At 50.7% G+C, this 15156-nt stretch carries 7 protein-coding genes; 5 read left to right on the plus strand and 2 right to left on the minus strand.

Annotated features, from left to right (window positions below; genetic code table 11):
* Positions 1-6: 6 nt before the first annotated feature.
* On the minus strand, positions 7-3219 hold the full coding sequence (locus tag LLH06_RS04170) for a SusC/RagA family TonB-linked outer membrane protein (protein WP_228172008.1): 3213 nt from the start codon (positions 3217-3219) through the stop codon (positions 7-9).
* A gap of 493 nt (positions 3220-3712) precedes the next feature.
* Entirely contained in the window at positions 3713-4687 is a 975-nt protein-coding gene (gene pfkA, locus LLH06_RS04175; protein WP_228172009.1) for a 6-phosphofructokinase, read from the minus strand.
* 673 nt (positions 4688-5360) lie between these two features.
* Here pfkA and LLH06_RS04180 point away from each other — a divergent pair.
* The 5 genes from LLH06_RS04180 to LLH06_RS04200 all read left to right on the plus strand — a co-directional run bounded on the left by LLH06_RS04180 (position 5361) and on the right by LLH06_RS04200 (position 15124).
* Positions 5361-8525: a SusC/RagA family TonB-linked outer membrane protein gene (locus LLH06_RS04180; protein WP_228172010.1), complete on the plus strand. Its 3165-nt coding sequence runs from the start codon at positions 5361-5363 to the stop codon at positions 8523-8525.
* 29 nt (positions 8526-8554) lie between these two features.
* The gene (locus LLH06_RS04185; protein WP_228172011.1) at positions 8555-10417 is read left to right on the plus strand and encodes a RagB/SusD family nutrient uptake outer membrane protein; all 1863 of its coding nucleotides are present in this window, start codon (positions 8555-8557) and stop codon (positions 10415-10417) included.
* 110 nt (positions 10418-10527) lie between these two features.
* Positions 10528-12783, plus strand: a complete 2256-nt coding sequence (locus tag LLH06_RS04190) for a glycoside hydrolase family 3 N-terminal domain-containing protein (RefSeq protein WP_228172012.1) — start codon at positions 10528-10530, stop codon at positions 12781-12783.
* Between the two features lie 10 nt (positions 12784-12793).
* Positions 12794-13882: an alginate lyase family protein gene (locus tag LLH06_RS04195; protein ID WP_228172013.1), complete on the plus strand. Its 1089-nt coding sequence runs from the start codon at positions 12794-12796 to the stop codon at positions 13880-13882.
* A gap of 36 nt (positions 13883-13918) precedes the next feature.
* A complete protein-coding gene (locus LLH06_RS04200; RefSeq protein ID WP_228173260.1) occupies positions 13919-15124 on the plus strand; it encodes a glycoside hydrolase family 88 protein in 1206 nt (401 codons plus the stop codon).
* Positions 15125-15156 lie beyond the last annotated feature (32 nt).

A 15156-nucleotide genomic window follows, 5' to 3' on the forward strand; every position in this document is an offset into this window, starting at 1 on the left:
TATCAATTAAAAACCAAAGTTCAAACCAAATACCAGCGATCTAACCAGTGGTAAGCCACCGTAATCGCCCGCCTCAGGATAAGTGTTGCTACCGCTTAGGTTGGTGTTGGTAGCCTCAGGGTTCAAACCACCGTAGTATTTGTCATGGCCAAAAAAGTTCTCGGCGGTAACATATACACGGGCCGAACGGATGAAGCCCACCTTTTTGAAGTTGTTACCCACATTGTAACCCAAGGTGATGTTACGCACGCGGAAGTAATCTGATGAGTACAGCCAGTCGGTATTGGCTATACGGCCAAAAGTAGAATAGGCCTTGCTCACTTTGCCATCGCCAGGGTTCGATGGTGAACGCCAGCGTTGATCGTAAAATGCCGGAGCATTATCAGTAAAGCCCTGGCCGGTACGGGTCAATGCACGGCCCAGTAACGAGTAAATGTAGCCACCGTTCTGCCCTTGTACCAGCACGCTCAGGTCAAAGCTGCCATACCTGAAGGTGTTGGTGATACCCCAGATCCATTTCGGGTTAGGCTGACCCACGATCACACGGTCGTTAGCATCGATCACACCATCGCCGTTGGCATCATAATATTTAGGGTCGCCCACGGTCTCTTTGGTAGATCCCTGGTAAACCGGGTAATTGTTATTAATATCGGCCTGGCTCAATATACCGATCTGCTTTACGGCATAGATCGAGTAAAGTGGCTCGCCAACACGCAATATACTGTGCTCGATGTCAAAGCTTGACGGGATGAGCAGTTGGGTTTGGCCGCTGGCCAATGCCGTAACTTTGTTGGTGTTGTGGCTCACGTTAACGGTGGTGCTCCAGGTAAATTTGCTGCGCACAAAGTTCTGTGAGGTCAGTTCGATCTCTAAACCTTTGTTACGTACCGATCCGGCATTGGCCAGGGTCGATTGAAAACCGGTAACCGCCAGGGTAGGCACGTTCAGCAACAGGTCAGTGTTGTCTTTGATATAATAATCGATCGAACCGGTCAGGCGGTTCTTGAAGAAACCGAAATCGACACCTACGTCATTGGTCTTGGTCTTTTCCCAACGCAGGTCGGTGGTCGGGTTGTTGGATCCGTTCTGGCCAACTACTGATGCACCGTTCAGCGAGTAATTGTATAGGCCGATCTGGGCAATGGTAGAGTAGTTACCGATGTTGTAGTTACCACCCTGGCCGTAGCTGTAACGCAGTTTCAGGTCGCTCAAAGCACCCCAGCCTTTGGCGAACGACTCCTCAGAGATGCGCCAGCCCACTGATGCCGAAGGGAAGTAACCGTATTTGCTATCGGCACCAAAGCGTGATGAACCATCACGACGGATACTGGCCGATAACAGGTACTTGTTCTTGTAAGCGTATTGTGCACGACCGAACATGGATTCCAAGGTGTTCTTTTCGGCTGTTGAACCACCGGTGATGGCATTGGCCGCGTTAAGGGTTTGGATCACGTTGCTGGAGTAGCCACCGTTAGATGACATGGTTTGCAGATCGATACGATCGGTAGTGAAGGAAAAACCTGCCAGTAAGTTAAGGCTGTGGTCCTTAGCAAAGGTGGTGTTGTAGTTCAAGGTGTTCTCGTTCACGAAGGTCTGTTTGCGGAAGGTGTTGTACGAGCCGCTGGTCAGTATCGTGGTCTGTGCCGCACGGGCCGATGCCGAGCTGGCGTTCAGGTAAGGTGAATATGAACGTGAGGTGTTATCTGTGTTGTCCAAGTTCAAAGTGGTCCTGAAGGTCAGGTTCTTCAAAATGTTCAACTCCGCGTAAATGGTACCCAGGGTACGGTAGCGTTTGTTCTCGCCTACGTTATACAGCAGTTTGGAGATAGGGCTGTTGGTAGATACGCTCCATGCATATTGCGACCATTGGCCGGTGTTCATGAACACGCCCGGGCCCGATTCCTGTACGGGAGTGGCGCTCAATAATTGGTGAAAGATGTTGTCTTTACCCTCAACACCCGGATCATGCGCGATGGAATAGGTGGGAGAGATGTTGACACCGAATTTCAGGTATTTGTTAGCGGTAACGTCAACGTTGGCACGTAAGGAGTAGGCCTTGTAATCTAAGCCACGTACGATACCGTCCTGACCGTTGTAATTACCCGAAAAGAAGTAGCGAACGTTCTCGGTACCACCACTTGCTGATAATTGATGGCTTTGCGTGATGCCTTTACGGAAGGCCTCTTTTTGCCAATCCACAAAGGTGAGGCCCGGATGGCCTGGCTGGAACCAACGGTCATCGGTCATGTAGGCGGTATTCACACCACCGGCAGGCAAACCTAAGATAGCGCGACGCTGATCATTGGTTTGGTCGGCGGTACGGCCGGTGCCTGAAGCAACCCATGCAGCATTGATCATTTCAGTAGCACGATCGATCCACTGATCGCCGTTAAGCATTTTCAGTCCGCGGGTCTTTTCGCTGAAACCGGCAAATGCATTGTAGCTGATCTGTGGTTTACCGGCCTTACCACGGCGGGTGGTGATCAATACCACACCGTTAGATGAACGCGAACCGTAAATGGCGGCCGCGGCGGCATCTTTTAAAACCTCGATAGATTCGATATCGGCAGGGTTGATGTTATCTAACGGGTTACCGGTAGCATAGTTGCCCGATCCGTTAGGTGCAGCAGGGGTCAACGGAAAACCGTCGATCACGTACAATGGCTCGTTACCGGCCGAAATAGAACCTGTACCACGTACCTGTACGCTAAAGGCCTTACCAGGTACGCCGGTGGTCTGTTTAACGGTAACACCAGCGATCTGGCCTACTAAAGCCTGATCCACACGGGTAACAGGGCGCTCCGGTATATTGCCCGCCTTCAGGCTGGCCACGGCGCCGGTAACATCGGTGCGTTTTTGGGTACCGTAACCGATCACTACCACATCGGTAAGGGTTTGGTTGGTCTTGCTGAACTTGATGTTCACCACCGGGTTGTCGCCAACGGTGGCTTCTTGGTCAGAGTATCCTAAAGAGCGAAACAAAAGCACATCGCCTTTGCTGGCCTTGATGGTGTATTTGCCGTTCACATCGGTAGCAGTGCCGCCTTGTTTACCTTTGATGCTTACGGCGGTACCCGGAACGGTCTCGCCCGTATCGTCGGTAACGGTACCGGTAACGGTGAGTTGTTGTGCGAACGCTGTACTGATACTCAGCAGGCACAAGATCATGAACAAGCACATTTTTTTGCCCGAGGGCAGTTTAAATAGATCTGCTATCATATACGTTAAAAATTAGGAACTGTTAATTGGCGAACAGCAATAGAAAATTGAACGCTTCAATGATAGAGATTAGGCTGTGCTAATGTATCCTGACCCATCCTGAACGTAATTTTTTTATTACATCAGTGATCGCGCATCGTACTCGTTGCATGTTTGACAACGAAAACTTGCGTTTGGCGATAATTTTATTAAAAAGTGTTAAAACGATATTTATGCAGTATGTGCTGATCGATGTGTTTACACAGCAACTGAACATCACAAAAAGGCAGAAAAATACTTGACCGACTCCCTTGATGCATCAAAACTTTAAGAGATGGCGCCTGAAAAATTGCGTTTTTAGGCCTGTGGGTTAACTATTGGTCAACCTTCAGGACAGTGTACAGGGCAGTGTAGCATAAGCCACTTTTCACATGGCGAAAGGGCATATAAAAGCAGAACGGACGAATGTTAAACATCCGTCCGTTCCGTTTATTTTAGTCGATAAAAAGGCTGTCTACGATAGCAGCTCGATGATCTTTAACAGATTAAGATCTAACTCTGATGGTTGCAATATGGCCTCGTCAAGTTTAACGTAAACCACATCATTGTGACGTACACCTACCATCTCCCGGGTACGGCCATTCATCAGGCCTTCTACCGCGGCCACACCTAAGCGGCTGGCCAGCACACGGTCGGCACAACTGGCATGCCCGCCACGCTGCATGTGCCCCAGCACCGATACGCGCGTATCATAATGCGGGAAGCGCTCCTTAATGATCTGGCCAATCTCGAACCCGCCACCGATCTCCTGGCCTTCGGCTACGATCAGGATCTTGGAGTTCTTCTGGTGTTTGCTTTCTTCTAAACGTTTAAATAGCGGCTCCAGGTTGTTCTTCACCTCCGGGATCATTACGGCCTCTGCACCGGCAGCAATACCTGAGTGCATGGCGATCATGCCTGAGTCGCGGCCCATCACCTCTACGATGAATAAGCGGTCGTGTGATTCGGCCGTGTCACGGATCTGATCCACCGAGCGGATCACGGTGTTCAGGGCCGTATCATAACCAATGGTGAAGTCGGTACCCTTTAGGTCATTATCAATAGTGGCCGGAATGCCGATCACCGGTATATCAAAAAGCTCGCTGAATTTGTTGGCGCCGGTAAAGGTACCATCGCCACCGATGGCCACCAGGGCATCAACGCCATGGCGCTTCAGTTGCTTGTAGGCCTTTTGCTTGCCCTCGTCGGTACGGAACTCTGCACTGCGGGCGGTCTTTAATATGGTACCTCCACGGTGTAGGATGTTGCCTACCGATTTTAATTTCATAGGCATCATATCGCCATTGATCATGCCCTCGTAGCCCAGCCTGATGCCGGTGACCTCGATATTATAAAAGTGCGCGGTCTTGACCACGGCACGTATGGCCGCGTTCATGCCTGGCGCGTCGCCCCCTGAAGTGTAAACGCCTATGTTATTGATGTTGGTCATTGGATCTTGAGATAAAACCATCACCGGGTGCGATGCCCGGTCTTTGACGGCGCAATATATGAACTATGGGTGTATTTTGAACACTTAGTTTTAAAACAAATAAGATAGGATATATAGATGATCCACAAATGCACCCTTAAGCATCATTTGGGGTGAATAGGCAATTACAAGATGACAATGCTGTTCAAGCATCACTTAACCTCGTTTAAGCCCGCTTAAAAGCACCTTTTCATAAAAAAAAGATAAAAATATCATTTGGTCATATACCGTATCAGCCTGGCATCGAAAGCTACCTATTAGCGCTCAAATACAGCTGATTATGAAATAACGACTTGTTATCAAAGCGTATCAATTACTTTATAAGTGTCTGTTTTACAGTAATTTGTGTTGATTTTTTATTTGCACATCTCGATACTTTCATCATACTTTTGCTTGCAACAGGAGCAGATCCTGGCACCGATTTAAAGACCGACGATATCAATTTTTTTCCGGAGCGTGACCAACAGGGAGTCTGAACAGGACGGCATAAGCAAGCTTTTGCCTGAACGACCGCACGCGCTTTTCACCGCCCGGACCAAAAGACCAGACAGGAACACAGCAGCTACCCAGATGTACACAGGCCAGGTTTGCGTACCATCAACCCCATCATCCAATTAAAACTAAACCATTGTATATGAAAAGACTTATTACTCATCTCATATTCTTTATTCTTGTGTGCTCAACGTCGGTATTTGCCCAAACGCCGATCAAGGGTCGCGTGCTGGATAACCTGGGATCGCCACTGGTGGGCGTTACCGTGAAGGCCAGCGGCGGCACTACGGCCACCCAAACCGACATCAACGGCAGTTATTCGATCAATGCTGCCCAGGGCGCAACGCTTACCTTCACCTACGTAGGTTTCATTAGTCAAACCGTAACCGTAGGTACCGAAAAGAACATCGAAGTAAAACTGAACCCGACCGCAAATAACCTGAACGATGTGGTGGTGGTAGGTTACGGTACCCGTGCCGTGAAAGACGTTACCGGCGCTATATCGAGCATCAAGGCCGAGCGTTTGGAGAACGAGAACCCGACCAGCGTGACCGACATCATCCGTGGTAACGTACCGGGTATCACTGTAGCGCTTAATACCTCAGCCAAAGGTGGTGGCGCAGGCGACCTGCAGATCCGTGGCCGTAACTCGCTTTCAGGTACCTACGCACCGCTCATCATTTTGGATGGTGTGATCTACCCTGGTCAGCTGGCCGACATCAACCCTAATGACATCGAGCGTGTGGACGTATTGCGCGATCCAAGTGCCCTGGCCGTTTACGGTGCTCAGGCCGCTTCGGGTGTAGTAGCTGTTACCACTAAAAAAGGTAAACGCGGCGCTCCGCAGATCACGCTGAACGCCAACGTGGGCATCGCCCAACTGGCCAAAAGGCAAAAATTCTATGAAGGGGAAGATTTCCTGGCCTGGCGTGCCGATGGTGCCCGCAGCTCTAACACTGCTAACCCTTATTATTACTACAGCAACCCTAACAACCTGCCATCAGGCGTTACGCTGGCCCAGTTCCTGAACGGTGCCACCGGCGACCCGACCACCATTTGGTTACAGCGTTTAGGCTTGTTCCCTAACGAGATAGCCAACTACCAGGCCGGTAAGGTGACCAACTGGTCAGACCTGATCTTCCGTAATGGTGTGCGCCAGGATTATACTGTGAGCGTATCGGCCAAGAACGATGCTATGAGCTATTACTTATCGGGTAACTACACACGTAACGAGAACCTGATCCAGGGCGGTTTTTACAAGAACGGCCGTATCAGGGCCAACGTGGAAGGTAAAGCTTCCAAATTCCTGACCGTGGGTTTGAACGCGCAGTTCGCCAGCCGCGATGAAAGCGCTGCCAGTACTCCGCTGAGCAACCAGGGTATCGATGGTTTGGAGGCCGACTGGACCCAGATCATCAACTCATCGCCTTATGGTGACCTGTATAATGCCGATGGTTCGTTACGCCGTATCGCTACTGATGATAGCGGTCTGAATCAGCGTAACCCTTTCCTGGGTAACCGTTACAACGATGTCGTAGCGATCCAAAATACCTTGTTCTCTACTCTGTACGCGCGTGTTGACCTGCCTTTCGGCTTCAAGTTCAACGTTAACTACGCGCCTACTATCGAATCATACCGTAACTTCTTTTTCAGGCCGGTAAAGAACCCTAATGAGTTGGCCGGTGGTACCGGTATACGTACCATGGAGAACCGTTACCGTTACACGCTGGATAACATCCTGACCTGGAACAAGACCTTTGGTAAACATGGTTTCGATGCTACCTTCCTGATCAACAAAGAGGGTTATAACTCTTACTATACTCGTGCCTCGAACACCCAGTTCGTGCCAAGTGATGACCTGGGTTACCACAACATCGGTGCAGGTACACTGCCTATCGAAAGTAGCGACGACCGTAAATACAATGCCGACGCTTTGATGGGGCGTATCAACTACACCCTGATGGGCCGCTACGTGTTGAACATGATCGTTCGCCGTGATGGTTTCTCGACCTTTGGTTTGAAAAATCCACGTGCCACTTATGTAGCAGGAGGTTTGGCCTGGACCATCACTGATGAGAACTTTATTAAAGAAGCTGACTGGAAATGGCTGAACTACGCTAAACTGCGTTTAGGTTACGGTACCAACGGTAACCGCTTGTCTACCGGTACGGCCGATCCGTCTTTAACGCTGGCTTTATTAGGTGCTACCCGTTACCCCACTGTGAGCGGTACCACTGTGACCAACAACACTGGTATCTATGTAAATTCGTTACAACTGCCTGATCTTACTTGGGAGAAGACCACAGGTGCTGACATCGGTCTCGACTTCACTTTGCTGAACAACCGTTTGAGTGGTACCATCGATGTGTATGACCGTAATACCACCAACATGCTGGTGAATCGTGCTATTCCATGGATCATGGGTTTGAACACCTCAAATAATATCCAGGTCGGTGGTAGCAACGGATCTAACGCCTACTTTAACCTTGGCGAGGTGAACAACCGTGGTTTCGAGCTATCATTAGATGGCAAGATCATTAACGGCCGCAACTTTAGCTGGAGCGCACAGGCTACCTTGTTCATCAACCGTAACAAGATCAAACACCTGTACGGTGAGTACCAAACCACTGATGCTAACGGCAACACCATCACCCGTGAGAATGATGACATTGGTAACGGCTGGTTCATAGGCCGCGATATCAACACCGTGTGGGATTACAATATCCTGGGTGTGTGGCAAACCAATGAGGCTACCGAGGCCGCCAAATATGGCGCACGCCCCGGCGACTTTAAACTGGAAGATGTGAACGGCGACTTCCGTTTCACTAATGATGACAAAAAGTTCCTGGGATCGACCAACCCGCGCTTCATCTGGTCGTTCCGTAACGAGTTCCACTTCCTCAAGAACTTTGATGCCTCTTTCATGCTGGTATCTAACATGGGCCAGTTAAGGCAGTTCAACCAGGCCCTTAACAATCCGGGCAGTGTGGGCTTTGCCCGTATGAACTCATACGTACAACCATACTGGACACCTGATAACCCGATCAATGATTACGCCCGTTTGAACTCTGGCCAATCAGGTACCACGATCAACGTATGGCGTAAGTCATCATTCGTGCGCCTGCAAACCGTATCTATAGGCTATAACATCAACACACAGATCGTTAAAAAACTGGGAGTCCAAAATGCCAAGATCTATCTGAACGCCACTAACCCTTATGTGGCCAGTAGCTGGAATTTTTGGGACCCGCAGAACAACGGCCCGACCCCAAGATTTTGGGCTGCAGGTTTGAACGTAACTTTTTAATGATCTGAAAAGAAATTGAAATGAAAAAGATGAACAAAAATATAGTAGCAGGTATTGCCATTGCCGCGGTATTTGTGGCCGCAGGTTGTACCAAACGCAGTGAGTTGGTTCCTGAGTCGCCATCGAATTTCAGGCCCGATGTTACCCTGACCACGCCGGCCGCTTTTAAGTCGGCACTGGAAGCGTTGAATCCAAGTTTGCGTTTCGAGTTCTTCGGTGATTCGGCACCCTTACTCACGGAGTCTATCTTCACCGAATCGGCAGTGGAAGGAACTACTGATAAGACCACACCAGCACAGGACCTGAACGTGCGTATCACACCAACGGCCAACCTGGATAGCGATGATTATAACAAGATCGCCCGTTACTGGTACGCCTGGTACGCTGGTATACACGATGCCAACGTGATCATTAGCCGTATCGATAACGCCGTGTGGCCTACCACCGGCGCCCGTAACCTTACGCTCGCCACCGCATACTTTCACCGTGCTTACCGTTACTACCGTTTGGTGCACGAATTTGGTGATGTGCCGTTGGTTTTAAAAGAAGAGCAAAGCGTGAACATCGGTTACTTTAGTACCCAGCGTATAGTGATCCTGAAAAAAATGAAAGAGGATCTTGAGTTCGCCGTGGCCAACCTGAACGATGCCAATGCCAAAGGCGATGTATCTAAAGGTGCCGCCGCTCACTTACTGGCTAAGGTGGACCTGGCCCTGGGCCTGTTCGACGAGGCTATAGCAGCCTGTAACGTCGCTATCAACGGTCCTTACAAATTAATGACCGCACGTTTTGGCGTGAATGGTACCGATGCCACCAAGAACGTGATCTGGGACCTTCACCGTCCGGAGAATAAAGCGATCTCTAACAATACCGAGGCTTTATACGTGGTGCTTGACCGCGAGACGCTTGATGGCGCCACCCCTAACGGATCACAGGTGATGCGTAACTGCTGCCCGATGTGGCACAACGGTACTATCCTGACCCCGGGAACATTGAAGCCGGGCATGTCTGACAAGGTGACCGAGGAAGTTCCGCTTACCTTGCTTTACGGACGTGGTATCGGTCGTTTGCGTGGTACACCATATGCCACTAAATACATCTGGACCGATAACACCGACCTGCGTCATGCCCCGGGCAACTGGATGAACATGACCGACCTGGTGTATAACAACCCATCGATCAAAAGTACTGATGCTGCCTGGTATGGTAAAAAATTACAGGAGTATACCGCTGCCAATGTTAACCAGCGCTTTTTAAATGGCGCGCGCGATACCATCCGTGCATGGTTCGGCTGGCCGCATTACAAAGTATTCATCGGTTCGGCACAATACGCTACTGATAAATGGTGGAGCCCACCGCGTGGTACCAATACCGACTGGTATGTGTTCCGCTTGGCCGAGACCTACCTGTTACGTGCTGAGGCGTACATTTGGAAGAACCAGTTAGGTTCGGCTATGAACGACATCAACGCTGTGCGTGCCCGTGCCCAGGCTCAGCTCATCACCGATCCAAGCACGGTGAACATCGGCACCATACTGGATGAGCGCCAGCGTGAGTTGTACTGGGAGGAGCCTCGTAAAACAGAGCTTACCCGTATGGCCTACATATTTGCACAAACCGGGCAAACCGCCTATAATGGTAAGGCTTATAACGTGGCCAACTTTGCTACCAGCAACTTCTTTTATGACCGCATCATGGAGAAGAACGATTTCTACAAAAATCCGGCTGTGATCACCAACTCAGGAAACCGTTACACCATTTCGGCCTATCACGTACTGTGGCCGATACCACAGCGCGAGATCGACCTGAACACCAATGGCCGCATCAATCAGAACAAAGGTTATGCTGGTGCTGAGCTTAACGTGGCACCATTGGATAAGATCGTGCCTTGATCCATATAGCTTAGGCGTGTTACTGACACGCCACAAAATATAACCGACCCAAACCTTGTGCAGCCGCCACAGCCCTGATAAGGCTGGGCGGCTCACTTTTATGAATGTATATGCAAAGAACATTACTGTTGGCCCTGGCGCTTTCGGGGCTCAGCTATAACGCCATAGCGCAAAAGGCCAGGCCGGCCAACACACACTCGGTAGACGAGCGGGTTAACCAGTTGCTGGCTCAAATGACCCTTGAAGAAAAGGTAGGCCAATTGAATCAGTATACCAGCGACCGTTTGGCTACCGGCCCGCTCACCGAGAATTCGAGCAAGTATGAAGATATAAAGACCGGCAAGGTTGGCTCGATGCTTAATGTGCGCGGCGCAAAGGATACCCGCATGGTACAGGAACTGGCCATGCGTTCGAGGTTAAAGATACCGCTGCTTTTCGGGCTGGATGTGATACACGGTTACCGCGTCACTTTCCCCATACCATTGGCCGAAGCTTCGTCATGGGATATGAAGGCAATCGAGACATCGGCCCGGGTGGCCGCTGCAGAATCGGCCGCGGCAGGTATACACTGGACATTCGCCCCAATGGTTGATATTGCCCGCGACCCACGCTGGGGCAGGGTGATGGAAGGAGCAGGTGAGGACACTTACCTCGGCTCAATGATCGCCAAGGCGCGGGTGAAAGGCTTCCAGGGCAAACAACTGGGTGACCTGGATGCCGTAATGGCTTGCGTGAAACACTTTGCCGCATACGGCGCTGCCATTGGCGGCCGCGATTATAACTCAGTAGAAATGGGGGACCGAACGTTGTGGGAGACCTATCTGCCACCGTTCAAGGCCGCACTGGACGCAGGTGCTGCTACGTTCATGAACTCCTTCAACGATCTGAATGGCATTCCCGCCACCGGCAACAGCTATTTGCAGCGCGATATTTTGAAAGGCAAATGGGGCTTCACCGGTTTTGTGGTGAGCGACTGGAGTTCGATCAAAGAGATGATCCCGCATGGTTTTGCCAAAGATCCTGCCCAGGCCGCGGAGATAGCCATTAAGGCCGGTAGTGATATGGACATGGAAGGCCGTGCATACATCACCAGCTTGGTCAAACTGGTTAATGATAAAAAGGTGGACGTGGCCATCATCGATGATGCCGTACGCCGCATCCTGCGTAAAAAATTTGAGCTTGGGCTTTTTGATGATCCTTACCGTTTCAGCAATGAGGCGCGTGAGAAAAAAGAGTTGAACAGTTATGCCAACCGCGCCAAAGCACGTGACGTGGCCAAGCGTAGCATCGTGCTATTAAAGAATGATGGTCAACTGCTGCCTTTATCAAAGAACACCAAGACCATTGCCGTGATCGGCCCCTTGGGTAGGTCAAATATCGATATGATGGGCTTTTGGTCGGTCAAGTGGGATAACGATAAACTGGTATCGGTTTACGAAGGTTTGGAGAACAAACTGGGTAAGAATACCAAGTTGTTATATGCCAAAGGCTGCGGTATCACCGATACTTCAAAAGCCGGTTTTGCAGAAGCCGTTGCTACTGCCAAACAAGCCGATGTGGTGATCATGGCCGTTGGCGAGGCTTATGATATGAGCGGCGAAGCCAAAAGCAAGGCTAATATCCACATACCGGGCGTGCAGGAAGAACTGGTGAAGGCCGTACAAGCCACGGGCAAGCCGGTGGTGGTGCTCACCATGTCGGGCCGGCCAATGATCTTCAACTGGATCGCCGATAATGCTAAAGCCATACTGCACACCTGGTGGTTAGGCAGCGAGGCGGGTAATGCCATTGCTGATGTATTGTTCGGTGATTATGATCCCGCCGGTAAACTGACCATGAGCTTCCCACGCAGCGAAGGACAGATCCCGGTGTATTACAACCACAAAAGTACAGGGCGTCCATCTCCGACCGATCTGGCAGGCAGTTACCGTTCAGGTTATCTCGACATGCCCAACAGTCCACGATATGCGTTCGGGTACGGTTTGAGTTACACCACCTTTGAGCTGAGTGATCTTAAGCTGGATAAAAAAGCTTTTGTAGATACCGATTCCATCACCGTGACCTGTAATCTCAAAAACACCGGTAAATACGCCGGCGAAGAGGTGGTACAGCTTTATCTGCAGGATGTGGTGGCCAGCGTGACGCGACCTGTACAGGAGCTAAAAGGCTTTGAAAAGGTATCATTAAAGCCGGGCGAAAGCAAGACGATCAAATTTGTGATCAACAAGGAGATGCTGTCGTTCTATGATCAGCAAATGAAGTGGACCGCCGAACCGGGCGAGTTCAAATTAATGATCGGAAATTCTTCGGACCATATCACCTTACGTACTAACTTTGAGTTGACCGACCGGTCCGCGAACCAATGATAATTACCGTATGAGAAAAGCTATCGCTCCTTTGCTGCTATTGATAGGTATGACCGTTACGGCCCAGGCGCAATTTGTAAGCCTGACCGCCGGTGAGGTCAAAAAGTTAAAACAGGCGATCGACACCGATCACCAGGTGAAACGACAATTCGAGGTGTTTGAAAAGACAGCCCGGAAGGCTTTGGCCGAAACACCCGGTCCGGTAGCCTTGGTACACTCACAAGGCTTACTGATGGGCGATCCGGTCAAAACGGCGAGCCTTAAGGCAGTGGAGGACGGACCAAAGGTATATGCCCTGGCGCTTTGCTCAAGGCTTTATGATAACCGCGACTATCTCAAAAAGGCCATTGATTACCTGCTGGCCTGGGCCAAAGTGAACAAGCCCAACGGCGACCCGATCGATGAGACCAAGCTGGAAGAATTCTTTACCGGCTATGACCTTATCCGTGATCAGATAAGTAAGGCCGACCGCAAGCTGATCGATACCTGGATGGAAAGCATAGCCGTGGCCGAGATCAACAGCCCCTTCGCCAGACCCGATAAGTCGACCGCCAAGAACAACTGGAACTCGCATCGGATCAAGGTGATCGCGCAGGTGGTGTACGCCATTCACGCCGACCGCTATCGTGATACGGTGAACAAGCTGGTCGAACAGCAACTGGTACAGAACCTGTACGAGGACGGTTCCAGCTATGACTTTGCCGAGCGCGATGCTTTGCATTACCACATTTACACCCTCGAGCCATTGCTAAAAGCCATGATCGCCGTACAGCGGGGTAGCGGTAAGAATTATTATGCTTTTGTATCGCCAACAGGCTCATCGGTACAGCGGTCGGTGCAGTTCCTGCTACCATTCGTCACCGGCGTGAAAAAGCACGGCGAATTTGCCAACAGTAAGGTCAAGTTCGACCGCGACCGTGCCGCCAACGGTGAGAAAGGCTACGTGGCTGGTCATCCGTTCGAGCCCAAGAATGGTATCATCGTACTATCGCTGGCCGATCACTTTGATCCGCTGATGGTGAAGGTCGTTAAACAGGTGATGGGCGATCAATACCTCGACTGGCAACTGGTGCTCAACCGCGTTCAAAAAGCTAAATAGTAGCTCTCTTAAGAATAATGACACTCAAACCAAATGATGAAGAAGATACATTTAACCTTAGCGCTCGGCATGCTGGTCACGGCAGCCAGCGCGCAACACAACGCCAAGAAAGCTATCCCATTTGCAGAAAAGCAAACGGACGTGATGCTCAAAGCAATTCCGCAGGCCAAAGAAAAAGCTACCAAACCGAATGTGGTATCGCCACGTACGCTAAACGCGGCCGGCGAACTGGTCATGATCCCCTCACGTGATTGGGTGAGCGGCTTCTTCCCCGGCGAATTGTGGTACCTTTTCGAGTATACCCATGATCAAAAATGGAAGGATGCTGCCAAGACCTACACCGCTTTCATCGAGCCGGAACAATTTGACAAGGGAACCCACGACGTAGGTTTCAAGATCTATTGCAGCGTAGGCAACGGTTACCGTTTGACCAAGGATGCCCACTACAAGGATGTGATCATCCAGGCGGCTAAAACCTTGAGCACCCGTTTCAACCCTAAAGTAGGCGCGATCAAATCATGGGACGGGCGCAAAGAATGGCCTTACCCGGTGATCATTGATAACATGATGAACCTGGAACTGTTGTTCGAGGCCAGCAAGCTATCGGGCGATACCTCGTTCCGCAATATTGCCATCAAGCATGCCAACACCACCATGAAGAACCACTTTCGCCCTGACTTTAGCTCGTACCACGTGATCGATTATGATCCGCAAACAGGCGCTGCGGTACACAAACAGACCCATCAGGGCTACGCCGATGCATCGGCCTGGGCAAGGGGACAAGGCTGGGGTTTGTACGGTTACACCTTGTGCTACCGCGAGACCAAAGATCCTAAGTACCTCAAGCAGGCCGAAGCGATCGCCAAGTTCATCATGACCAACCCTAACATGCCGGCCGATAAGGTACCTTACTGGGACTTTAACGCGCCCGATATCCCGAACGCACCACGTGATGCTTCGGCGGCGGCGATCATGGCCTCAGCCTTGTATGAGTTGAGCACTTACGGCAAGAACGGCAAGCAATACCGCAAAATGGCCGATGAGATGACCAATAGCCTGAGTAAGAACTATCAGGCCAAGCCGGGCGAAAGTCAGGGTTTTATATTGCTGCACAGCACCGGTCACAAACCGGCCAACAGCGAGATCGATGTGCCCATCAGCTACGCCGACTATTACTACCTCGAAGCGATGCTGCGTCAGGACCGCCTCGAGAAAGGTAAGCCTGTGATCGCGGTAAATTGATCTGTTATCCCACAAAAAAGTCCGGCATTTCT

The sequence above is a fragment of the Mucilaginibacter daejeonensis genome, from assembly GCF_020783335.1.
GTDB lineage: Bacteria > Bacteroidota > Bacteroidia > Sphingobacteriales > Sphingobacteriaceae > Mucilaginibacter > Mucilaginibacter daejeonensis.

Excerpts from the sequence above, each read along its gene's own strand:
- LLH06_RS04170 (WP_228172008.1), bottom strand. The coding sequence starts at position 3,219 with ATGATAGCAGATCTATTTAAACTGCCCTCGGGCAAAAAAATGTGCTTG.
- pfkA (WP_228172009.1), bottom strand. The coding sequence starts at position 4,687 with ATGACCAACATCAATAACATAGGCGTTTACACTTCAGGGGGCGACGCG.
- LLH06_RS04180 (WP_228172010.1), top strand. The coding sequence starts at position 5,361 with ATGAAAAGACTTATTACTCATCTCATATTCTTTATTCTTGTGTGCTCA.
- LLH06_RS04185 (WP_228172011.1), top strand. The coding sequence starts at position 8,555 with ATGAACAAAAATATAGTAGCAGGTATTGCCATTGCCGCGGTATTTGTG.
- LLH06_RS04190 (WP_228172012.1), top strand. The coding sequence starts at position 10,528 with ATGCAAAGAACATTACTGTTGGCCCTGGCGCTTTCGGGGCTCAGCTAT.
- LLH06_RS04195 (WP_228172013.1), top strand. The coding sequence starts at position 12,794 with ATGAGAAAAGCTATCGCTCCTTTGCTGCTATTGATAGGTATGACCGTT.
- LLH06_RS04200 (WP_228173260.1), top strand. The coding sequence starts at position 13,919 with ATGAAGAAGATACATTTAACCTTAGCGCTCGGCATGCTGGTCACGGCA.